General features: G+C 62.7%; 25 protein-coding genes. 11 read left to right on the forward strand and 14 right to left on the reverse strand.

The window, feature by feature from the left end; translation table 11 throughout:
* Positions 1 to 63: 63 nt before the first annotated feature.
* The 3 genes from ACSMXN_RS07440 (at position 64) to ACSMXN_RS07450 (ending at position 1,523) form a co-directional block, all read left to right on the forward strand.
* Positions 64 to 435 (forward strand): VOC family protein, encoded by a 372-nt coding sequence (locus ACSMXN_RS07440; RefSeq protein WP_022915676.1) that lies wholly within the window; start codon positions 64 to 66, stop codon positions 433 to 435.
* A gap of 50 nt (positions 436 to 485) precedes the next feature.
* Positions 486 to 1,187 (forward strand): SDR family NAD(P)-dependent oxidoreductase, encoded by a 702-nt coding sequence (locus ACSMXN_RS07445; protein ID WP_022915677.1) that lies wholly within the window; start codon positions 486 to 488, stop codon positions 1,185 to 1,187.
* An 81-nt stretch (positions 1,188 to 1,268) separates the two neighbouring features.
* Positions 1,269 to 1,523 carry a hypothetical protein gene (locus tag ACSMXN_RS07450; RefSeq protein WP_155958572.1) on the forward strand — a complete coding sequence of 85 codons (255 nt, stop codon included), beginning with the start codon at positions 1,269 to 1,271 and terminating at the stop codon, positions 1,521 to 1,523.
* A 99-nt stretch (positions 1,524 to 1,622) separates the two neighbouring features.
* Here ACSMXN_RS07450 and ACSMXN_RS07455 read toward each other — a convergent pair whose 3' ends face one another.
* Complete coding sequence (locus ACSMXN_RS07455; protein WP_022915679.1) at positions 1,623 to 2,543, reverse strand: methylenetetrahydrofolate reductase; 921 nt, start codon at positions 2,541 to 2,543, stop codon at positions 1,623 to 1,625.
* 248 nt (positions 2,544 to 2,791) lie between these two features.
* Here ACSMXN_RS07455 and ACSMXN_RS07460 point away from each other — a divergent pair, with 248 nt between their 5' ends.
* Positions 2,792 to 3,772, forward strand: coding sequence for a cyclase family protein (locus ACSMXN_RS07460; RefSeq protein WP_022915680.1), 981 nt, complete (start codon positions 2,792 to 2,794; stop codon positions 3,770 to 3,772).
* Between the two features lie 58 nt (positions 3,773 to 3,830).
* Positions 3,831 to 4,544, forward strand: coding sequence for an alpha/beta hydrolase (locus ACSMXN_RS07465; RefSeq protein WP_196811460.1), 714 nt, complete (start codon positions 3,831 to 3,833; stop codon positions 4,542 to 4,544).
* 95 nt (positions 4,545 to 4,639) lie between these two features.
* Here ACSMXN_RS07465 and ACSMXN_RS07470 read toward each other — a convergent pair whose 3' ends face one another.
* The gene (locus tag ACSMXN_RS07470; RefSeq protein ID WP_022915681.1) at positions 4,640 to 6,526 is read right to left on the reverse strand and encodes an alkyl sulfatase dimerization domain-containing protein; all 1,887 of its coding nucleotides are present in this window, start codon (positions 6,524 to 6,526) and stop codon (positions 4,640 to 4,642) included.
* A gap of 42 nt (positions 6,527 to 6,568) precedes the next feature.
* Positions 6,569 to 7,372 (reverse strand): methylenetetrahydrofolate reductase, encoded by an 804-nt coding sequence (locus ACSMXN_RS07475; RefSeq protein ID WP_196811461.1) that lies wholly within the window; start codon positions 7,370 to 7,372, stop codon positions 6,569 to 6,571.
* 177 nt (positions 7,373 to 7,549) lie between these two features.
* Here ACSMXN_RS07475 and ACSMXN_RS07480 point away from each other — a divergent pair, with 177 nt between their 5' ends.
* Positions 7,550 to 8,113 carry a L,D-transpeptidase gene (locus ACSMXN_RS07480; protein WP_455407722.1) on the forward strand — a complete coding sequence of 188 codons (564 nt, stop codon included), beginning with the start codon at positions 7,550 to 7,552 and terminating at the stop codon, positions 8,111 to 8,113.
* Positions 8,114 to 8,159: 46 nt separating this feature from the next.
* Here the strand turns inward: ACSMXN_RS07480 and ACSMXN_RS07485 are convergent, their stop codons facing one another.
* Positions 8,160 to 8,873 carry a DUF4386 domain-containing protein gene (locus tag ACSMXN_RS07485; protein ID WP_455407723.1) on the reverse strand — a complete coding sequence of 238 codons (714 nt, stop codon included), beginning with the start codon at positions 8,871 to 8,873 and terminating at the stop codon, positions 8,160 to 8,162.
* Positions 8,870 to 9,541 (reverse strand): hypothetical protein, encoded by a 672-nt coding sequence (locus ACSMXN_RS07490; RefSeq protein ID WP_455407724.1) that lies wholly within the window; start codon positions 9,539 to 9,541, stop codon positions 8,870 to 8,872. Before ACSMXN_RS07490 ends, ACSMXN_RS07485 begins: the two co-directional genes overlap by 4 nt.
* Positions 9,542 to 9,896: 355 nt before the next feature.
* Here ACSMXN_RS07490 and ACSMXN_RS07495 point away from each other — a divergent pair, with 355 nt between their 5' ends.
* Complete coding sequence (locus ACSMXN_RS07495) at positions 9,897 to 10,172, forward strand: hypothetical protein (RefSeq protein ID WP_155958626.1); 276 nt, start codon at positions 9,897 to 9,899, stop codon at positions 10,170 to 10,172.
* 275 nt (positions 10,173 to 10,447) lie between these two features.
* Here ACSMXN_RS07495 and ACSMXN_RS07500 read toward each other — a convergent pair whose 3' ends face one another.
* Together ACSMXN_RS07500 and ACSMXN_RS07505 are read right to left on the reverse strand one after the other, a co-directional pair.
* Entirely contained in the window at positions 10,448 to 10,672 is a 225-nt protein-coding gene (locus ACSMXN_RS07500) for a hypothetical protein (RefSeq protein ID WP_022916123.1), read from the reverse strand.
* Positions 10,673 to 10,685: 13 nt separating this feature from the next.
* Complete coding sequence (locus tag ACSMXN_RS07505) at positions 10,686 to 11,141, reverse strand: Hsp20/alpha crystallin family protein (RefSeq protein WP_027140098.1); 456 nt, start codon at positions 11,139 to 11,141, stop codon at positions 10,686 to 10,688.
* Between the two features lie 230 nt (positions 11,142 to 11,371).
* Here ACSMXN_RS07505 and ACSMXN_RS07510 point away from each other — a divergent pair, with 230 nt between their 5' ends.
* On the forward strand, positions 11,372 to 11,758 hold the full coding sequence (locus tag ACSMXN_RS07510; RefSeq protein WP_455407725.1) for a sigma factor: 387 nt from the start codon (positions 11,372 to 11,374) through the stop codon (positions 11,756 to 11,758).
* A 73-nt stretch (positions 11,759 to 11,831) separates the two neighbouring features.
* On the opposite strand, the gene ACSMXN_RS07515 is transcribed toward ACSMXN_RS07510, so the two are convergent.
* From ACSMXN_RS07515 to ACSMXN_RS07525, 3 genes are all read right to left on the reverse strand, one after another.
* Positions 11,832 to 12,305, reverse strand: a complete 474-nt coding sequence (locus ACSMXN_RS07515) for a nuclear transport factor 2 family protein (RefSeq protein ID WP_022915935.1) — start codon at positions 12,303 to 12,305, stop codon at positions 11,832 to 11,834.
* A gap of 257 nt (positions 12,306 to 12,562) precedes the next feature.
* The gene (locus tag ACSMXN_RS07520; RefSeq protein ID WP_022915934.1) at positions 12,563 to 13,087 is read right to left on the reverse strand and encodes a hypothetical protein; all 525 of its coding nucleotides are present in this window, start codon (positions 13,085 to 13,087) and stop codon (positions 12,563 to 12,565) included.
* 84 nt (positions 13,088 to 13,171) lie between these two features.
* Positions 13,172 to 14,125 carry an alpha/beta hydrolase gene (locus tag ACSMXN_RS07525; protein ID WP_022915933.1) on the reverse strand — a complete coding sequence of 318 codons (954 nt, stop codon included), beginning with the start codon at positions 14,123 to 14,125 and terminating at the stop codon, positions 13,172 to 13,174.
* A gap of 802 nt (positions 14,126 to 14,927) precedes the next feature.
* On the opposite strand from ACSMXN_RS07525, the gene ACSMXN_RS07530 reads away from it, so the two are divergent.
* Positions 14,928 to 15,266 carry a Rieske (2Fe-2S) protein gene (locus tag ACSMXN_RS07530; protein WP_022915930.1) on the forward strand — a complete coding sequence of 113 codons (339 nt, stop codon included), beginning with the start codon at positions 14,928 to 14,930 and terminating at the stop codon, positions 15,264 to 15,266.
* A 525-nt stretch (positions 15,267 to 15,791) separates the two neighbouring features.
* On the opposite strand, the gene ACSMXN_RS07535 is transcribed toward ACSMXN_RS07530, so the two are convergent.
* Together ACSMXN_RS07535 and ACSMXN_RS07540 are read right to left on the reverse strand one after the other, a co-directional pair.
* Positions 15,792 to 16,133, reverse strand: a complete 342-nt coding sequence (locus ACSMXN_RS07535) for a hypothetical protein (RefSeq protein ID WP_022915929.1) — start codon at positions 16,131 to 16,133, stop codon at positions 15,792 to 15,794.
* A gap of 219 nt (positions 16,134 to 16,352) precedes the next feature.
* Entirely contained in the window at positions 16,353 to 16,673 is a 321-nt protein-coding gene (locus ACSMXN_RS07540; RefSeq protein WP_022915928.1) for an SCO4225 family membrane protein, read from the reverse strand.
* A gap of 110 nt (positions 16,674 to 16,783) precedes the next feature.
* Here ACSMXN_RS07540 and ACSMXN_RS07545 point away from each other — a divergent pair, with 110 nt between their 5' ends.
* Complete coding sequence (locus tag ACSMXN_RS07545) at positions 16,784 to 17,185, forward strand: hypothetical protein (protein WP_022915927.1); 402 nt, start codon at positions 16,784 to 16,786, stop codon at positions 17,183 to 17,185.
* 120 nt (positions 17,186 to 17,305) lie between these two features.
* On the opposite strand, the gene ACSMXN_RS07550 is transcribed toward ACSMXN_RS07545, so the two are convergent.
* Positions 17,306 to 17,698, reverse strand: coding sequence for a hypothetical protein (locus ACSMXN_RS07550; protein WP_022915926.1), 393 nt, complete (start codon positions 17,696 to 17,698; stop codon positions 17,306 to 17,308).
* 358 nt (positions 17,699 to 18,056) lie between these two features.
* Between ACSMXN_RS07550 and ACSMXN_RS07555 the strand changes: the two genes are divergently transcribed.
* On the forward strand, positions 18,057 to 18,503 hold the full coding sequence (locus ACSMXN_RS07555; protein ID WP_155958600.1) for a hypothetical protein: 447 nt from the start codon (positions 18,057 to 18,059) through the stop codon (positions 18,501 to 18,503).
* 152 nt (positions 18,504 to 18,655) lie between these two features.
* On the opposite strand, the gene ACSMXN_RS07560 is transcribed toward ACSMXN_RS07555, so the two are convergent.
* On the reverse strand, positions 18,656 to 19,108 hold the full coding sequence (locus ACSMXN_RS07560) for a hypothetical protein (RefSeq protein ID WP_022915924.1): 453 nt from the start codon (positions 19,106 to 19,108) through the stop codon (positions 18,656 to 18,658).
* Positions 19,109 to 19,121: the final 13 nt, after the last annotated feature.

Raw genomic sequence — 19,121 nt, forward strand, 5'->3', positions numbered from 1 at the left:
CTGGCTCATCGTCGTACGACGTTTCCAGGTGGCATGCGGCGCGAGTAGTGGGAGGATCGTCCTATGCTCGGACGGTTGCACCACGTCATCTTCGATTGCCCCGACCCCAAGGCGCTCGCGCTGTTTTACTCTGCGCTGCTTGGCAACCCGATCACCTATGACAGTGAGGACTTCGTCGTCGTGGCCGGCAACGACACATCATCGGGCTTGGCATTCCAGCTTGCGCCCAATCACCGTCGGCCGACATGGCCGTCGTCGGAGGTCCCACAGCAGATTCACCTCGATGTGATGGTTGAGAACGTCCTCGAGGCCGTGCCACACGTACTGGCCCTCGGGGCGACCAAACTGGACGGCGAGGATGTGTTCGCCGATCCCGCCGGTCATCCGTTCTGCCTCATCAAACGGCCGGGATGGGCCACACCGATCGGCGTCTAGGCTGTCGGCTGGAATGTCATAAAGCCACCTCCACGAGTGAGGAGCAATCCATGACAGGCACAGCGCAGCGCGACGGTCAAGAAAGCGGGATCGACAGCCGCCACCTGCTACTGGTCGGCGCCGGGCCCGGCCTCGGGGCCGCAGTGGCTCGTCGTTTCGCCCAGGGCGGTTACCGAATCACCTTGGTCGCCCGAAGCACCGACGGTCTCGATCGGCTTGCCAGCGATCTGGCGGACACGGGTGCCGACATCAACACGATCGCCGCCGATGCCAGCGACCCCGAAGAACTGGGCGCACGATTGGGTGCCGTCTATCGCGGCAACGGCGCGCCAGGCGTGATCGTCTACAACGCGGTCATGGGGGCTCCCGACCAGCTCCTGACCTCGAGCGTGGCCCACCTCCAGACGGCCTATGCGGTTGATGTCATCGGCGCGATCGTTGTCGCACAGGTCGCTGCGCCGGCGATGCGAGCTGCTGGTTTCGGCACCATCCTGGTTACGGGCGGCGGATTCGCCGATATCCCGATCCCGGCCCTGGCCACCGTTTCGCTCGGCAAAGCCGCGCTCCGGTCGGCCGCGACGATGCTGGGGGCCGATTTGGCGCAGGACGGCATCCGCGTTGGAACGCTCACGATCGCAGGGCAGATCGTGGCCGATACCGCCTTCACCCCAGAGCGCATCGCTGAGCGCTACTGGGAGGTCGTTCACTCAGACGATCCGTGGCAGCCGGAATATCGCTATACAGGTGAATGAGAAGCATCCACGATGTGCCGGTCGAGATATTTCGTCTGAGCGATGAGCGTTTACCCTTGTCGGATATGGAAGGTGGCTGACGTGACCCTCGACGAAGCAATCCCAGCCGTCGAAGCGACGCTGGACTCTGCGCAGCTTCGCGTCGACCGCAGACGGTCACGAGAGGACGCGACGTCATACCTTCTAGTCGTGCTCGACACCAGCGGCGGCCAGCGGGACGAGGCACCGGCAGCCAATGGTCCACGCCTGGTCGACAAGCACAGCGGCCAGGTAACCAGAATGATCGTGCCCGATGCGGTTGCCCGGGCCGAGGGAATGACACCTGTGCGACGCTGAAACGGCTGCCTCGTCACACCGTGCCGGATGTCGTGGCACTCATCGGGCGTGACCTGCGCGGATCGCGGCATCGGCTTGAGACCAAACGGCTGCGCCCGTTTAGGTGTGTAGACGTGTTCGTAGTTCGGCTGCGAGTCGCACGGATGCCTCGATCTCGACTCGGCGGATCGAGACGCTTTCGACGTTGATCCCGAAGGGCACGCCGAGTGCCCGGCAGAAGCCGATCAGCTCGGTGGCCGTGGCGAGAGCCTGTTGATAGGAGGCTTGCAGAGTGTCGGTCGCGTGTTTGAGGTCGTTCTCGATCCATCGCGGTACGTCAACACCGAGCCAGCGTAGAAAGTCGAGGGTCTTCATTGACCCGCAAACGGAGAACGTGAAGACGACGGGGATAGGTGGGGTTCCGCGCGTTTGACATTCGTAGTGGTAGTCCGAGATCAGGTTCTTTGCCGCATTGACGTCGTAGACGACCTGGGTGACGAAGAAGCTCGAGCCAGCGCCTTGCTTAGCCAGTAGCCGCAGGTGTTCGTCGCCGCGCCTGCTGTGACGCTCGGGAATAGCTACCGCACCGGACGATAGCCCCGAGTTGACCTCCTTACGCATCGCCTGCGCGTCCGCGAGGGAGGTGCCTAGCGCTGCGGTTGTCGTTGAGGCCCCTACCAAGACCGTCATCACCCGCGACGGATCCTGAGCCGAGAGCCAGGCACGCAACTGCGAGGTCGGATACTTTCCCACCGCTCGGTAGACGATGACCGGCGTCGGCCAGATTGCCATGTGGTTGGCGAGGTAGTCGGCGGGGTCAATCGTGGGTGTGAACGGGAACGGTCGTTCATCTGGGTTGCGGGCTGACTCATCGTCGATGTCATAAAGGATCAAACCGTCGAGACCGAGTGTGCCGAGACGTTGCTTGGTCGCATCCGCGATCTGTTGCACTCGCTCAGCGTCCGTGGCCAGGCGTGGTGGAGTCAGCGCAAAGATCAGGAACTCACTTCCACGGGCCTCGATATGACGGATCAAATCCACCTACGCAACGCTAGCGGACCCCATCAACCCCACGGCGCGCGAGCCGCGTGTCAGAAATCTGACGGGCCGCCCGCGGTGGGTCCGGGGGGTAGCTCGATGACCAAGATGCAGCCCACAGTCCCAGGGTTGATTGCCTCGCGCCCTTGGGTCTGCTTCAAGATCGGGTGACACTTGACCTGACACCGGTCAAGCACCCCCCAGGGCCGTCGCCAACGGTCGCAAGAAGGAGCAGTTTCGAGGGAGAAGCAATGACGCAGGACCAAGAAACGAGCACGCCGAGGTACTCGCTGGCGAAAGTCAGAGAAATGTGCACCCAATACCGGAACTGGGACAGGTGGGGTCCAGACGACGAGGTCGGCACCTTCAATTTGGTAACCCCGGAGAAGGTGGCATCCGCCGCGAAGCTGGTACGCCGGGGCGAGGTCTTTTCGCTCTCTCTGCCATTCGATGCCGATGGTCCGATGACAGGTGCGCTTGGTCGGATCAATCCCGCACACGTCATGCTTCAAGATGGCGGGGACATCGCATCCGGAGCGCAATCAGGGATGTCGCCGCTTGGCTATACCGATGATGCGGTGTACATGATTCTGCAGTGCGCGACCCAGTGGGATGCCCTGTCACATGTGTTCATGGACGAGAAGATGTACAACGGCTACGGCACAGACTCGGTCGATAGTGGTGGAGCTCAGAAGAACTCAATCACCGCGATGAAGGACAAGGTCGTGACTCGCGGTGTCCTATTAGACATCGCGCGGTACAAGGGCAAGCAGTGGCTCGACATCAGTGAATCCATCACCGACGAAGACCTCGCGGGATGTGCAAAAAGTCAAGCCGTCGAGATTGGAGCTGGTGACGTCGTGCTTGTGCGATCGGGGCGGCTCGCCTTCGTGCGCGAGCGCGGCAGCTGGGGCGACGAGTACGCCGGCGGGAACGCTCCGGGTCTCGGGGTTACTGCGGCTGACTTTTTCTGCCCTCTGGACGTCGCCGCTGTGGCTACAGATACGAGCTGGTTCGAGGTGCAGCCGAATGAGACGCTGCCCGAGATGTGGCAGCCGTTGCACGCCATTATGACGGTAAATGCCGGAATCACTATCGGAGAGATGTTCGACCTCGAAACTCTCGCAGAGGACTGTGCGGCCGATAGCGTCTATGAGTTCATGTTTGTCGCACCACCATTGAACATCAGTAAGGCCGTCGGCTCTCCGATCAATCCGCAGGCGATCAAGTAAACCAATGCAGCTCGGCCGCGGCAGCGGCCACGAAAGGAATAGACAAGGGAGGTCGAAGATGAAGCCCACGATCGTCTTGGTGCACGGTGGTTATGCCGATTCATCGTGCTGGAATGCCACCGTCGCGGAGTTGCAGGACAAGGGATACGCCACGATCTGCGGATCGAACCCCTTGCGAGGCATCCCGACCGACGCGCCCTACATCGCGAGCCTGCTGGACTCCATCACCGGATCGGTCGTGCTCGTCGCACACTCGATGGGCGGAACCGTCGTCACCAACGCGGCCGCCGGAAAGAGCAACGTCAAGGCGCTGGTCTACATCGCAGCGTTCGTGCCCGATGTGGGCGAGACGCAGGGAGAGCTCATCACCAAGTTCCCCGGTAGCGAGGTCCAACCGGTGACCGTTCCGGTCCCGTACACCAAGCCAGACGGCACCACCGGAACGGACCTATACCTGAGCAAGGATGGCCAAGCCGCTTTCGCCGCCGACATCCCGACAGCAACCTTCCGCGTCCTGCAGGCCACCCAACGACCGTTCGACGCGGACTCGTTCATCTACCCGACCCAGGCCGCCGCGTGGAAGACCATCCCGTCCTGGGGGCTGGTCGCCGGCCGCGATAAGGCGATCCCGCCCGAGTGCGAACGCTTCATGTACGACCGCGCGAAGGCACGCAAGGTCGTCGAAATCCCGACCTCGTCCCACGTGGCGATGATCAGTCACCCGAGAATCGTTGCCGATCTGATCGAGGACGCCTCAAAGGCAACCTGCTGACGCCGGTGCACACTGTCCCGGTCCGTCGGGTCCGTCACCACGGACCGGGGCACGTCTTGTCTTGCTGGATGGCGGTATCGCGGGCGGACGGAGCTCTACGGCGTGACGATCGCGAAGTTCTTGTCGCCGGGGTCTAGGACTGCGGAGAGCCGAGCGAGCACGGAGGCGTCGCCACTGAGTTCGATGCCGGCCTTGGTGAGGCCGTCTGCGGATAGTCCGCCGAGGGCAAGGGCGGGCAGCGCTCGTTTGGTAGTCGTCAGCGTGGCCTCAGCATCGCCTTTCTGCGGATGGCCGCTGTAAGTGAGAACGCCGTTGGACAGGCGCAGCCGGTATCGCTCGTCGGTGTCGGTGAGGATCACGTCGATGCTCAGGTTCTCGTCCCAGGACTTGGGCCCATTGACCTGTATGGCGATGGCGTCGAACAGCATGGCCGGGGTGAGTTGGGCGATGAGGTCGGGAGCGGCAGCGTCGGTCGGCGAACCGAACTGGCCATCGCGTAGCTCGGTGGCACCGGAGAGGTAGAAATCGCGCCAGGTGCCGTTCTCCGCGCCGTAGCCCAGCTGTTCGTAGGTGTCGGCGAGCAGCTCTCGGGCGGCGGCGTGATCGGGCTGGGCGAACACGACGTGATTGACGACCTCGGCGACCCACCGGTAATCACCCGCGTCGAACGAAGCGCGGGCCTTGTCCACGACGGCATCCGCACCACCCATGAACTCGACATAACGCTTGGCCTTCTCGACCGGGACGTGCTCCCACAGGTGAGCCGGGTTGCCGTCAAACCAGCCAAGGTAACGCTGATAGATTGCCTTGACGTTGTGGCTGACCGAGCCGTAATAACCCCGGGTATGCCAGGCGTTCTCCAATGCTGGGGGCAGCAGGATCGCTTCGGCGATTTCGGGCCCCACCAGTCCCTTGTTCACCAGGCGCAACGTCTGGTCATGCAGGTAGCCGTACAGGTCACGCTGGATGGACAGGAACCGCACGACCCGCTCGTTGTCCCAGGTGGGCCAGTGATGCGAGGCGAAGGCCACCTCGACCTCCGCGCCGAACAGGTCGATCGTCTCAGTGAGGTACTGCGACCAGACGTGCGGGTCCCGAACCACCGCGCCGCGCAGCGTGAGCAGGTTGTGCAAGTTGTGGGTGGCGTCCTCGGCCGTGCACAAGGCTTTATGGTCGGGCAGGTAGATCAGCATCTCCGACGGCGCTTCGGTGTCCGGTGCCATCTGGAACATCATGCGCACGCCATCGACGATCTCCTCGTGACCCGTTGTCGAGATGAGGTGAGTCGGGGCGATCAGGGTCACGCTGCCGGTCGAGACGGTCTGGCCCAGTCCGGCACCGACCTGGCCTTGAGGGCCGCGAGCGAGAGCGGCGCCGTACATGTACGCAGATCGGCGGCTCATCGCCGTGCCGGCATAGACGTTCTCCGAGATCGCATGTTCGACGAAACCGTCCGGGGCGAAGATTGGTACCTGTCCGGCGTCGACCTCTTCCTGGGTGACGTAACCTCTCACGCCCCCGAAGTGGTCGACGTGCGAGTGGGTGTAGACGATCGCTTTGACCGGTCGGTTACCACGATGTTTGCGGTAGAGGGCCAGCGCTGCTGATCCGGTCTCTTTCGTAAGCAGCGTGTCGATAACGACTACACCTTCGTCGCCCTCGATGAACGATGTGTTGGACAGGTCCATACCGCGAACCTGATATATCCCCTCGACAACCTCGAACAACCCACCCACTGCCACTAGCGACGACTGCCGCCACAGGCTCGGGTTCACACTGTCCGGCGCGTCGCCCGCCAGGAATGAATACGTCGAGTTGTCCCACAACACCCTGCCGTCTTCGCCGGTAACCGGCCCTTCGATCGGTGCCACCAGACCACGATTGGCGTCCTCGAAGTCTTGCGTGTCAACGAACGGAAGACCGTCACGAAGGTTGGCCTGCTGCTGAACGATTGACCGGGTGACCGGCTTTGGTGTCGACATACAACCACCATCCCAACGTCAGCCACACGCATTCTCACCCGATCAGGGTGATTGCCGCGCTGGTCGAAGCTTGGGCCCCGAGTTGTTCTGCGAGGCGGACCGCCATCTCGATCTCGACCGCCTGATCGAGACGCTCTCGACGTTGATGCCGAAGGGAATGCCGAGGTTGCGACAGTAGCCGATGAGGTCGATCGCCGTGGCGAGGGCCAACTGGTATGACGCTTCCAGTGTGTCTGTGGCATGCCTGAGGTCATTCTCGATCCAGCGTGGGACGGCGACGCCCAACCAACGGAGGAACTCGAACGTCCGCATTGAGCCGCACACCGAGAACGTGAACACGATAGGGGCGGCAGCGGTTCCGCGTGTGGCGCATGCGTAGTAGTAGTCCGAGACCAGGTTCTTTGCCGCGTTGACGTCGTAGACGACCTGGGTCACGAAGAAACGCGAACCCGCCTCTTGCTTGGCCAGAAGCCGCAGATGTTCGTCATCACGTCGACTGTGTCGTTCGGGGATCGCTACACCGCCCAGAACCAACGCTGGGTTTGCTTCCCGGCTGAGCGCTTGGGCCTGCGGCAGCGACGTCTCAGGCCGGATGCTGTTGCTCGCGGTTCCAACGAGTACCGGCATCACGCGCGAAGCGTCCTGCTCCGCGAGCCATCTCCGTAGTTCCGCGCGGGGGTACTTGCCTACGGCGCGGTAGACGATGACCGGGGAGGCCCAGCTCGCGAGGTTGTCGGCGAGAAACGCGGCCGGGTCGAGGGTCGGCATGAACGGAAACGGGCGCTCCGTCGGGTTCCGCGTGGTTTCGTCATCGATGTCGTAGAGCACCAACCCGTCGAGGTCCAATGGCCGAAGGCGGGCGATGGTGGCGTCCGCGATCTCCTGCGCTCGGTCCCCGGCACTGGTCAGGCGTGGTGGCGTCAGAGCGAACAGGAGGAACTCAGAACGATTCGCGACTTCCAGTTCGCGGGCCGGTTGCGTTCCTTCACTACTCGGTACGGATGGCGCGCATACGCATTGCCTGTGCTGATCGTGGCTACGGTCTTCGCAGCGCTGAGCCTGAGAGCAGCATCCCCTGAAGCACCTACCCTGCGCTCGGCTGAACCGACACCGCTCGCACGGTCCGTGCCCGCATCCCCAGACCCGAACCAGCACCTCGCCGCACCCGTCCTCAATCTTGCTGCCGACACCACCCCCTGTGCGACAAACCAGCAACCCAGATTGGTCCTGGTCAGCGTCGTCGCACAACGCGCCTGGATGTGCGAGGCCACGACGCAGGTGTATTCGACTTTGGTCACCACCGGGGCCGAAAACGTCGGGGACGGTACCCCGCTTGGCACCTGGCATGTTCAAGACAAACAAACGAACCGCTACCTCGTCGGCCCCGGATACAGCGACTTCGTCCGGTACTGGGTGCCATTTAATGGCGACTTCGGCTTCCACGACGCCGCATGGCAGACCTTCCCCTACGGCGGCCCGCAGTACCAGGCCAACGGATCCCACGGCTGCGTCCACCTCCCGCTTGCCGCCATGACCTGGCTCTACCAATGGGCCACCACCGACACCACCGTCACGATAAGAAGCTGACCCCGGGTGGCTGCCTGGTCGGATCTCATCGCCTTTGTGTCGCCGGTCAGGCGTTGACCGTCTCGATGTGGCGAGCGTTGCGTTCAAGGTCGGCGACAGCCTCCGGGTTGAATCCTTTGACGATCAGCCAGATGCCGAGGGAGAACTCGAAAACGGCGACAAGAAGGGCGGACAGACCGGCAAGAGCGCCGTGCTGTTCGATCCCGCCGAACAGGATGGCGAGATAGCCAACAACGAGAAGGGGCGCCCCGACCAAACCGATGATCGACAAACGTCGCGGCACCAGCCGCGACCGATACAGCATGTATCCCAGGAGCAGATCGCAGATTGCTGGCATGAAGCTTTGTCCGAGTAGGAAGATGCGATCGTAAAGCGTGACGAGCGTGTGGCTGGTAATCAGCGCACCAGCTCCGGCGCCGTCCTGCCGGAGAGTCACGATCGACAGGATGAAGGCGACGCCGACGAAGATGGTGCCGGATTCGAGGATGCGGGCGGCGACGAGACCGAGCGCGAAGGTCTCGTTCTGTTTCCTGAGCATCGGAAACAGGATGACGGCGGTGGCGATTCCTGCGAGCGCTACAACGATCTCTAGGAGTGCCCCGACGATCGCGGCCGTGTCGGAGCCGGAGCCGAGAATGTAGTTCGCGCCCTTCACGGATGTGTATAGAGCAAGGGTCGGTATCGAGACGAAGGTCAGCACGTAAGCGATTCCCGCCGCGAGCGCGATCCGTCGATGTGGCCACTCGGCCTCACGGCTCATAGGGCTGCCGCGATCGGTTGCTCAATACGCGCTACGGCCGGCTCTTGCCGCTCGGTCATCAGCGCGTAACCCAACCACGCAATGGCCAGTCCTGTTGGGATGGCAGTTTTCGGCTGCGCCGCAAGGGAGAGCAACGCACCGACAGGAGCTAGCGCCGTGCCGAGGACGAGCAGCACCGCTGCGCCTCGCGGCAAGATACGGGCTCGGAACGTGGCGATGCCAAACAGGACACCGCCGCCGATGTATAGGGGTCCGCACAGCGTCCACAACGTCGGGAGGACACCGAGGTCGATCTGGCTGGTGCCGCCGTTGAACATCTTCATCCAACCGTCGGCAAGCGTCGGCGCGGCTTTCGTCAGATGCGGCAAGATGAAAGCCTCGACAAAGCTGAAGCCCGTGATGAGCACCAGCCAGAGGCTCAACAAGACATATCCCGCGAGTCCCAGCCAGCCGGACTTCACGGCCTGCCGCGCGTATATACCCGCCAAGCCAAGTAGCGCGAAGAAGCACATGGCACACGCAACGATATGGACCGCTTCCCAACGAGTCGTAGTCACCGATGCCGGAACATTTGCCGGATGGAAGATGCCGACAAAGACGTAGCACAAACCCCCCAACACAGCAGACACGCCCGCCAAGCGCAGAAGGCTCGCGGATGTAATTCTCATGTGCTCTCCTCTACGCGGCTTCGATGCACCCGGACGCCGGCCTTCGGACAGCGCGATGCCGCCACTGGGTCGCAGTCTGTTCCCAAGCAAGGCGAATAGATAGGGGCGGCGAGGAAGTAGCTGTGCTCCAACGGCGCCCTGCCGGCGCGGTTGGCCGCGCATATCGGCAGATCCAGTCGCGGAGATCGCGACATGACCGGATGTTCGCGGGAGGGCATTCAATAGCCGACGTCTTGTCTTAATTGCTCCCAAAGGCCCCGAGAAATGGCGCCAAGAACCGTTGCCGTGCCGACGGAAGCGCGTATGTTGAGCACGACCCCAACATGGCGGCACGACCCCAACATGGAGGATAGCCGTGAGCACACTTATTCGGTTCGCTCCCCCGTCGCTGACGGCGGAGCAGTACGACAACGCTGTGCGTCGGCTATACGAAGAACGCGTCCTACCCGCTGACGGACTCGAGTTCGAGATCTGCTTCGGGTCGGGCGACAAACATCGGGTCAGTCAGGTCTGGGACTCGCCAGAGCAGATGGCAGCATTCGGCGAGCGCCTCGCCCCGATCCTCGCTGAACTCGGTATAGACCCAGGCGAGCCAGAGGTCGTCGAGGTACACAACATCATCAAGCGATAAGTCGGTCACGACGCCGGATCGATCGGCGACGCGATTCGCTGGGCGCGTTGAATCTCTGCTCCACCAAGCCAGGAGCACCTGAAGCTGATCGATATCGCCTACGACGTCGTGGAAACCGGCGTCCTCGAAATGCCCCACCGGGCTGATGCCGGTATGACTGCTTGCCTTGCGGCCGTGCCGCCCCCTGGAACGCTAGGCCGCAGCGGCTAGCAGAGCGGGACAGATCCTCCTGGTCGGCACGGGCCTTCCGTGCCGACCAGGAGCGACTACTCGGTCTATCGATCTCGGGTCCTGGGTAGGTTGCTGAGTCGTTGCCGAGCCAGCCTTTCCAGCAGCTCCGGGAGCGCGGGTGAACCGGCTTCGCCCATGAGGTCGGACTGACACTCGGCCACGATTTTGCGGATGACGACTAGCTGGTGTTGATCCTCAAATTCATGGAACATCCGCTCTACGAGATCGGCGTAACCATGTGCTGGCCGGTAGAGATTGGGAGCGCTCATGGCTGTTGCCTGGCTAGCCGGCCAACGTCTTGTGATCGTGGGACTCGACAGATGTCGTATCGTCGTGGGACTCGACAGAGATGCGACGAGATTTCGCGCGCTCGGCCACCGGGATCGTCACGGTCAGCACACCGTTGGAATACGTCGCCGCGATCTTGTCCGTGTCGATCCCGTCGCCTAAAGCCAACTGCCGCATGTACTTACCCGTGAACCGTTCGCTGCTGATCCACTGAACGTCCCCTTCGGTACGGCCGCTGCGTTCGGCTCGCAAGGTCAGCGTGCCGTTCTCGACGTCGAGGTCGACCGACCCGGGGTCCACGCCGGGCAGATCGGCGTGCAGCACATAGTGATCGCCTGCACGGTAAAGGTCCATCGGCATGAACCGCGGCGCCCGGCTCGAACCTGAAGGAACGCCCAGCAGTTGCTCTGTCATCCGGTCAACATCTCGGAACGGGTCAAAGCGAAGCACGGCACTCACCTCCTTGCGTTGCCCGCCCACCACCCTGGGGGCGGTCACCGTGCACACCACTTTTTTAGCACTCGCCACCGGAGAGTGCCAAGAGGTTGGGAACGAAAAATTCGACCGGTCCGCGACTAGGTGGCGAACTCGCTGCCCCTGTGGTGAAGGCTGCGCCGGACACCGAATCCGATCGCCCCTAATTCTAAAAGTCCTTCGGGCCTGATCGGCGCGGTTCTTCCATGCGATCAAAGAGGAATTCCGTGCTGGCGCGTGCGCTGCACGATGCACACGCGCAGCCGTTGCTGTCATATGTCGTTGGACTGACCAACGGTGACAGGGCCAGGGCGCAGGACATCGTGCAGGAGACGCTGCTCCGGGCATGGCGCAGCACGACCGTACTCGAACCGCGGGGGCAGCGAAGCTGGCTGTACGCGGTGGCCAGGAACCTCGTCGTCGACGAATGGCGCTCGGCGAGGTACCGCCGCGAGGTGGTGACTGATGATCTTCCCGAGCAGGCCGTGCAAGACACGGCGCAGCAGACGGTGGACCGAGAGCTTGTGCGGGCCGCACTGCAAACCCTGCACGCACTTCGACTGGCCATCGAGGGGTTAGGCGGCGTCGCCTGACGAAACACCCCGGCGCAATGGTGCGCGCGACAAGTTCAGTCAGTCAAAGCAGGGGAGATTGCTTCTCGGCTCGTCAAACCGTGTCGGTACCTAATTCGCGCGTTTCGCTCCATTCGAGGATGAGTTCACGCGCGGCGAAGTACCAGGCGCCGTCGATCTTGACGAAATCGTCGAGATAACGGAGCCAAGCGACCATCATCATGCGAGATCCGTCTTGAGTAAACAGGTGGTGGGCGATGGTGTAGCTCTCGCCGGTGGCTCGGTCGCCGTCGAGTTCGATTGTGCTCTGCCCGTTGAAGTGCATTGTGGCCTGATAGCGATTGAGGTCTTCGAAGACGGGCGAGAGAGCCTCCCGTTCTTGGAGGACGTAGCTCGGCTCTGTGCCGGGGCCATTCATGTACACCGCGAAACGGGTGTCGACGGTGAATAGCGCCTTCTGTCCTTCTGCGTCGCGCCGGTCGGCGCAGTGTGCGTAAGCGTCGAACAGCTCGCGGATAGCGAGGCGGTCGGCGGCTTCCTCGGGACTCAGCTGGGTATGAATTGCCATCAAAATCTCCAATGATCGAGGTCATAAATTTTCAGGCTGGGCTGCGCCTGGACGTGAGGGGTAGCGCGTATGCCGGCGATTGCAGCGCTGACAGGCGGATGGTCGAGCAACCCGCCCACCGGAGGTACTCGGTGTCAGGTTGCAGGGAACGGCAGGAGCTCGGGAAAACTGGTCAGGAAACTTCGGTACCTACGGAGTACCGACTCTGGTCCGGAGCCGGTCGGCGCGGACGCGGAGCTCTTTTCGCGTCGCCGTCCTCAGGATTGTTCGAGTAGAGCTCGGACCTCGCGCACCATCGCTTCTGCCGAGCTTTCCGTTGCCGTCAGAGGGGGCTGCTGTGCCAGGTAGGCCACTCCTTGAAGTTCGCCCTCGTTCTTCTTGGGCACGAGCCAGAGATGGAAGTGGGCCGATCGCTCCATCAGCGCCAGGTAGTAGACGCGCTCGACTCCGGTGGCAACCTCGACCGCGGGAACGAGACGATGGAGAAGGGAAACGAATTCGGCACTCTCGGCGGGCTCCATGTCACCGAAGTCCAGCAGATGCCGCCGAGCCACGACGATGACCGTTCCGGCGCTGGACTCCTGCAGCGGGGCGTGCTCGACGAGGAAGTGCTTACCTTCGACGATGTAGCCACCGGGGATAGGAGCGTCCAGGAGCGGTGACCCAGTTTTGAGGCCGTCCTGCTTCCGGCAGATGTGGCAGTCCGACCGGTGGTAATACGGAGGCGGACCGATCTGGGCTGAACCCGCGCTGCTTGCGGCTACCTCTGGGGAGGTGGACATCGATCTCTATCCTTTCGTAGCAGTTCGATCAATTGTGAAACTCACGGATCAGTGCTTCGGGTTGCTCAAAAGCGTGACTCGGTGTCAGGTTGCGAGGAACGGCAGGAACTCGGCGAAGAATTGGTCGGGAGCCTCCAGGTGTGGGATGTGGCCGCAGTCGGGTATGACTACCCGTTCGGCGCGGGGTATGTCACGCGCGGCTTGTTCGGTGAGAGATTTGAAGTCGCCGAGGCTGGCGGCGTCTTCGGGTGTGGCGTACTGGCCGAGTGGGACGACGTGATCCTCTGCCCCGACGATGAGCAGCGTCGGAGGGGCGAGCAGCTGATACTCGTGGCGGACGGGTTGCTGGTAGATCATCTGGAAGGTGAGTGCTGCAGCACGGGCCCACCGTGGATAGTCCGGGCTCAAGGTGACCCGCACCAAGACCTCGGCGAGCGGTTCGTACACCTTGGGTTCGGGGTGGACGAAGTACCCGGCGACATAGGCGTAAATCATGGCCGGGTCAGTCCAGGTGACTTCGTGCTGATACAGGGTCTCCTCGGATTGCGGGGGAATGCCGATCCGGTAGTCAGCCAGGCCGAGCGGATCTTCGAGGACCAGGTGTGTGACGCGGTCCGGGTACATGAGGGCGAAGCGCACGGCGGTCATGCCGCCGGTGGAATGACCCAGGACAGCGATCTTCCCCACTCCCAGGTGGTCCAGCAGGGCCGCGGTGTTGGCAGCCAGCAGCTGGAAGCTGTAGTGAATGTCCGGCTTCGCCGACTTCCCCCAGCCAATCTGGTCCGGCGCTACCACGCGGTACCCGGATCCCCTCAACGCCTCGATCACATTGTGGAAGTAGTAGCCGCCGAAAGCCTTGCCATGGAGGAGTAAGACCGTCTTGCCGTTCGGCTCCTTGTCCGGCGGGATATCCATGTACGCCATCTTCAATGGCTGCAGGTCATTGGTGATGGGAAGAAACTGAACTGGATAGGGATACTGATATTCCTCCAGGCAGATGCCGAGAGCCGGCAAGGATGCGGGATTGGCGTTGGTCATGGTGTCCTCCTGTAGTTGTCTCCGCTGCCAACTCGGCGCTACGGCACCAGCGCTGATCGACAGGGTGTCCGGCTAGGTGAGCACGGTGTGCCGCGAGGACGCTCGACCCGACGACTCGTCAGGAACGCGCATGACAATCAGCATCACGTCCAGGCAGCTTCGTGTCATCAGTAAATGCACCCGAGCGGTTGCCGATCTTCCGCAATCGGATCGGGCAACCTGCCGCGTGATCCGCGATGTCGGGCCAGCTCGTGTACCTACGGCTGGGGCTGGTCGTTTGAGCGGTCCAGGCGTCGCCGGTCCACATCGCCATGCAACGGACTAAGGACTTGGTGGAGCGCAGCGAAGGCGAGTTCCGTGGCAGTCGACCCCTGCGCGGCGCACAGAGGGTACGTGCCGGCGACCCAATATGGATCGCGCCCAACGAGCGGCACTGGCACGGCGCCACCTCGACCACGCTGATGTCGCACACCACGACCACAATCGGCACGACTGACTTCCACGAGGCGGTGACCGAAGCTGAGTACGCCGCGGCAAACGCACGTTCGGCCTCGAATGGGCACAGAACTCGAATGGGCACAGAAGACGAGCGACGCATCCAACACTGTCGTGCTCGCCGGGTCGTTCATGAGGCTCACGCGGATCGGCTGACTTGATGACCGCAGTGAAGCAGCTCCCCTCAGCAACGATGCGGGGTTCGGCAGGCCGAAGCATGTCACGCCGGCCCGACAAGTCCCGCGATGTGCTGCCGCGGGAGTAGCTTGATGCTGGGTATGAATAGCCTCTTCCCGGAGGAGTCCTCATGAGCCAGACCGTGCCTGCCGCGGATGTTCCCGAAGGAACCGTTACCGCCGCTGGTAAATACGCCCTAGGCAACAACGGCACCTACTTTGCAGTCGGTCGCAGGTGCCGCCACCTGCGCGCTGACCTCGCTGGCGGCAGCATCGACACGGACGGCTGCCTGGTGTGTCCGTGGCACAAGGCGAAGTACGACGTGAGCACCGGACGGATGGTCCGCGGTCCGCAGGGCGTCTTCGCGAAGATTCCCGGCCTGGACGCAAGCTACAAAGCGCTGACGAAGGTTTGGCCGTTGGCGCGCGGCACCGTTGAGCAGCGGGGCCTCGACCTGCACATCGAGTGAGCGCCGCACCGGGGGACCGGAACGATGGCACCCCGTGGGCCGTTGTCGCTGCGAAACGGCGGACCGATTCCGAACCGCTCCCGCAGAGTGACGGCGCGTCGTTTGGTCAACTTTCTGGCCAACTGCGCCGGACGATCTCATTGTCCTGGATCTTTCGTTGGCCAACCCGGACTATCAGCTCTCGTCCAAGGGCCGTTTCGATCCTGGACCCCAGAGCTTGCTCCAGATGCGTTGGATGACCAACGCGCCCCCAGACGACCGCGGCATTGGGCATCACGCGACAGCGACTAAACCAGAAGTTTGGCGCTGACCTTCGAGGCGTCGTCACGAATTTCTACCACCTTGGGGCATAGCCTCGGCCGCCGAACGGCGGGTCGACCCAAACATGGAGCCGTTCCTAGCCGAGCGCCTCAACGCGGCAGATGCGGATGTTCAATAAGCGTCACCGCTAGCTCGCTGGAGCCACTGCGACTGTCTAAATACCCGGCGACGAGTCCCACCACCGATCATCGGGTTGAGGATCGCCTAGAAGAGGAGCTCGCGCACGTTGATGTCTTTGCCCATGCGCTCAGGGCGAGGTTCGTTGGGCCGAAGCATGACCTCAAGCGTGACGGGGTGAAGCAGAAATAGCGAAGGGTCCTTGCGCGCGTCTTGCGGCGATGTGGAATAGCCCAGCGCGCGTTCCTTCCCGAGTTTTCCGTAGCCGACAAAACCGAGCACGACGCCGCAGATCAGCGCGGCCCCTCCAAGCCCGGCGAAGGTGCCTGCCCAGTACCACCAGACCGCGTGCGGCATGAGACGCAACAACGGAATGCAGAGGATGCACAACGCCGTAAGGATCTCCAGCGCCCCTCCGCGGGCAACCATTCTCAAACCCGAGGTGCCCGACAGGCGGGCGACGTGGGCTTTCTGGGTTCAAGTCACGCAGCTCCGCCGTCATGTTGACGCTGTGTTGGCTAATTTTTGGGGCAGAATCTGGTCGAGCATCTTCATCCCGCTAATCGCCTCTCCCACGCCGGCGTGACCGGCGCTCTCCCGCTCATCTGAGTGACCGCAGTGATGGCGGCATGTCCGGGTGAAGCGCCTTCAGCTGGCCCGCAGGCCAAAACGGCGCAAACGACAACTTCGCGACGCGGAACGAAGGATCGCCAGATTGATCGCGGCGGCGGCGATGTATCCACCGATCACGATCGCCGCCTGAACGCCGCGCCACGGAGCAATAAACTCCAGCGACGTTCCAAAAATGAACGACGCGACATTGACGAAGTACCCGAACGGCAACGTCAAAATGATCAACATGAGAAAAGCTCGATCGTCAGAACCACCGATCGCAACGCCAGCCGCGACCGCGACCACACCCAGATAGGCCGCGCCGATGATCCGCGCACACAACGAACGCTCTCTCATACCCAAAACCTAACAGCACACTAACGAACGCGTTAGACCGGCATCGGCAGTTCTGCGCGCTGTCCGCGGCAAATGAGTGTGCATGGGCCAAGACAGAGCAGGATGCGTGTGTGAAGGTTGGAGATGATCTTGACGACGGCTTACCCGGCCCGCGTCTTGTCGGAGTCGTGTGGAACGCGTGGTCTGCGCGCCCCTTCGACATAGTCGTGTATGAAGACGGTCTGCTGCTTATCCACGGTCACGTCCTCGACTTCGCGAGACCCTTGTTCCGGCTGACTCCGACTGTGTTGACCTACGGCCGCCGCACACCGTTGGAAGAAAACCAAGAGCTCCGACTCGTCGAGCTGCGCGCGCTTTCACGGCCTGCGCTGCTAACGACCCAACCGGATGCAAGCTTCATACCGACACGTGAGATCCGGGAGGTGCTCTACGAAACAGCGCCGGCTTCGGCTGGCTCAGCCTCACGACCGCGACCGGCGGCAAGCGGACCTTCGTGTGGACTCCCACAATGAACTACCACGACACCGTTCGGGACCTACTCCGACCTGTTCTCGGAGTCAGACTCAGGGCCTAGCGTCTGGGCCTTGGCGACGAGCGTCATCGCGGCATGAGCGGATGGTTCGCCAGTCTGCCTACTGGTCCTTCTGAGTCCAGTGCGCTCTGCGAAACATCTGCCCGAGGCGGGCGGTGAGACCTTCACCGACATCCTGGCCGGGGTCGGTTGTGTAGACCTCGTCGCCATCGGGGCGCGGGAGGTTCTCCACGTCGTCAGCGCTCAGGTCGCAGCGCACCTGGGTCGTCGTGATCGAACTGATCGCGTTTCGATCCACGAACCTCAGACCGTGCCGGGTCTTGACGACAATGCCGTCAAACAAGTCCAGTTCCGACACCTGTAGGACGTGCTCGACCGTGCTGAAGGAGTCACCTGCCTCATTCAGCATCGGCGTGCCCTTCGCCAGCGCCCGGTACGAGACCAGCGTTCCCTCGCTCATCGCCGCAACTCCGAACCCGTTGAGTGCTGCCATCCGCGAAGCTCAGGCCACCTGCTCGACCTCAGCCTCCCTGAGACGAACATATCGCCTCGGCCGAAACACCGACAGCAGACCGAACGGAAGGAACCACCGAGGCCCTAGCTCGAGCCGGCACGTGGCTCCAGGCTCGATCTCGACCTGGATGGATTGCTCGCGGCCCAGTCGATCTTGCCCTGGACCTAGGAGGGTGCCTGACTCGGTCCCATCCACCGCGCCTCCGCCAGCCGGCGCGGTCCGCTCTCAGATCGCGCTCACCACGGCGGGGCAGATGCCCGCATTCCAGCGGCGTGCGATACCCGTCGCTACGCTAGATGCAAGGAGAGTCGCTGGTGCAAAGACGATTGGAGCGGCGATGACGATGAAGTCCGATTTCTCGCCCGAGGAGTGGCAGATCATCCTGGAGGCCCCTCCGAGCGCCGCCATGATCGTGGTCACCGCCCAACGCGGCGGTATGTTCCGCGAGACCATCGCTATGGCCAAGGCTTACACGGAGGCGCGCCAGCAGCACGGTCAAAGCGAGCTGCTCGATGAGATCGTATCGGCGAAACCTGAACGGGATCACACCCACTTTCACTCCCCGGACGAACTCAAGCAGCACGGACTGCAGCACGTGCGCGAATCGGTCGAGGTGCTTGAGCGCAAGGCCACGCCAGGTGAGGTGGAGGAGTACCGCAAGTTCATCGTCAACTTGACGCACAAAGTCGCGGCGGCCCACCGCGAGCACGGCCAGGACGTGAGCCCGGCCGAGCAGGCGGCGATCGATGAAATTGTGGCGGCCCTGAACACGACTGCCGGATAGGAAGCCGTGAGCGAGTCGATCATTGATCTGCCCGACGCCAGATTTTGTGAGCTCGGCGAGACCACTCAGCTCGCGCCGAACACACGCAGGCGCGTTGCGAATCAGGCCACGGTTCCGGGAGCCGAGTTAATCGGGTTCCTTCGTGTGGTTTCTCAGGCAGTCATCGCGGGCAGGCCGACGATCCGGCACGGGATCGCGCTGTCCTCGTCGAGGTGGTAGGCGGCACAGACGCGGTGATAGCCATCGGCGACTACCAGTTTCCGGCCGGTGTCGATGTCGCCACGCACAAGCAGGACCGGTGACAACGCGACCCCGTCAGCCACCCGGGTCAGGTCCTTGGCCACCTCCGGATCATCAACGGCAAGCAGCGGCAACCCCGCCGCCCGCAGGATGTCCTTCGCCGCCTGACGCACCGTCGGCGCCTGCGACAGCAACGCGGTCAGGGCCTCGACCTCATCGCCTTGGGCCACCAGGCTCAAGAAGGAGGCGGCCGAGGGGTAGTCATGCTCCGCCGGCTCCTCAAGCCACACCAACTTCTTGAGTGTGGAGGTGGTGGGACTGCTGGGCTGCTTCGACTTCCCAGCCTTGGACAGGGACTTGGCCATATGAGTCCTCAGA

Source organism: Parajatrophihabitans canadensis (assembly GCF_053764775.1).

Excerpts from the sequence above, each read along its gene's own strand:
- ACSMXN_RS07440 (WP_022915676.1), top strand. The coding sequence starts at position 64 with ATGCTCGGACGGTTGCACCACGTCATCTTCGATTGCCCCGACCCCAAG.
- ACSMXN_RS07445 (WP_022915677.1), top strand. The coding sequence starts at position 486 with ATGACAGGCACAGCGCAGCGCGACGGTCAAGAAAGCGGGATCGACAGC.
- ACSMXN_RS07460 (WP_022915680.1), top strand. The coding sequence starts at position 2,792 with ATGACGCAGGACCAAGAAACGAGCACGCCGAGGTACTCGCTGGCGAAA.
- ACSMXN_RS07465 (WP_196811460.1), top strand. The coding sequence starts at position 3,831 with ATGAAGCCCACGATCGTCTTGGTGCACGGTGGTTATGCCGATTCATCG.
- ACSMXN_RS07470 (WP_022915681.1), bottom strand. The coding sequence starts at position 6,526 with ATGTCGACACCAAAGCCGGTCACCCGGTCAATCGTTCAGCAGCAGGCC.
- ACSMXN_RS07485 (WP_455407723.1), bottom strand. The coding sequence starts at position 8,873 with ATGAGCCGTGAGGCCGAGTGGCCACATCGACGGATCGCGCTCGCGGCG.
- ACSMXN_RS07490 (WP_455407724.1), bottom strand. The coding sequence starts at position 9,541 with ATGAGAATTACATCCGCGAGCCTTCTGCGCTTGGCGGGCGTGTCTGCT.
- ACSMXN_RS07500 (WP_022916123.1), bottom strand. The coding sequence starts at position 10,672 with ATGAGCGCTCCCAATCTCTACCGGCCAGCACATGGTTACGCCGATCTC.
- ACSMXN_RS07510 (WP_455407725.1), top strand. The coding sequence starts at position 11,372 with ATGCGATCAAAGAGGAATTCCGTGCTGGCGCGTGCGCTGCACGATGCA.
- ACSMXN_RS07515 (WP_022915935.1), bottom strand. The coding sequence starts at position 12,305 with ATGGCAATTCATACCCAGCTGAGTCCCGAGGAAGCCGCCGACCGCCTC.
- ACSMXN_RS07520 (WP_022915934.1), bottom strand. The coding sequence starts at position 13,087 with ATGTCCACCTCCCCAGAGGTAGCCGCAAGCAGCGCGGGTTCAGCCCAG.
- ACSMXN_RS07525 (WP_022915933.1), bottom strand. The coding sequence starts at position 14,125 with ATGACCAACGCCAATCCCGCATCCTTGCCGGCTCTCGGCATCTGCCTG.
- ACSMXN_RS07530 (WP_022915930.1), top strand. The coding sequence starts at position 14,928 with ATGAGCCAGACCGTGCCTGCCGCGGATGTTCCCGAAGGAACCGTTACC.
- ACSMXN_RS07535 (WP_022915929.1), bottom strand. The coding sequence starts at position 16,133 with ATGGTTGCCCGCGGAGGGGCGCTGGAGATCCTTACGGCGTTGTGCATC.
- ACSMXN_RS07540 (WP_022915928.1), bottom strand. The coding sequence starts at position 16,673 with ATGAGAGAGCGTTCGTTGTGTGCGCGGATCATCGGCGCGGCCTATCTG.
- ACSMXN_RS07550 (WP_022915926.1), bottom strand. The coding sequence starts at position 17,698 with ATGGCAGCACTCAACGGGTTCGGAGTTGCGGCGATGAGCGAGGGAACG.
- ACSMXN_RS07555 (WP_155958600.1), top strand. The coding sequence starts at position 18,057 with ATGACGATGAAGTCCGATTTCTCGCCCGAGGAGTGGCAGATCATCCTG.
- ACSMXN_RS07560 (WP_022915924.1), bottom strand. The coding sequence starts at position 19,108 with ATGGCCAAGTCCCTGTCCAAGGCTGGGAAGTCGAAGCAGCCCAGCAGT.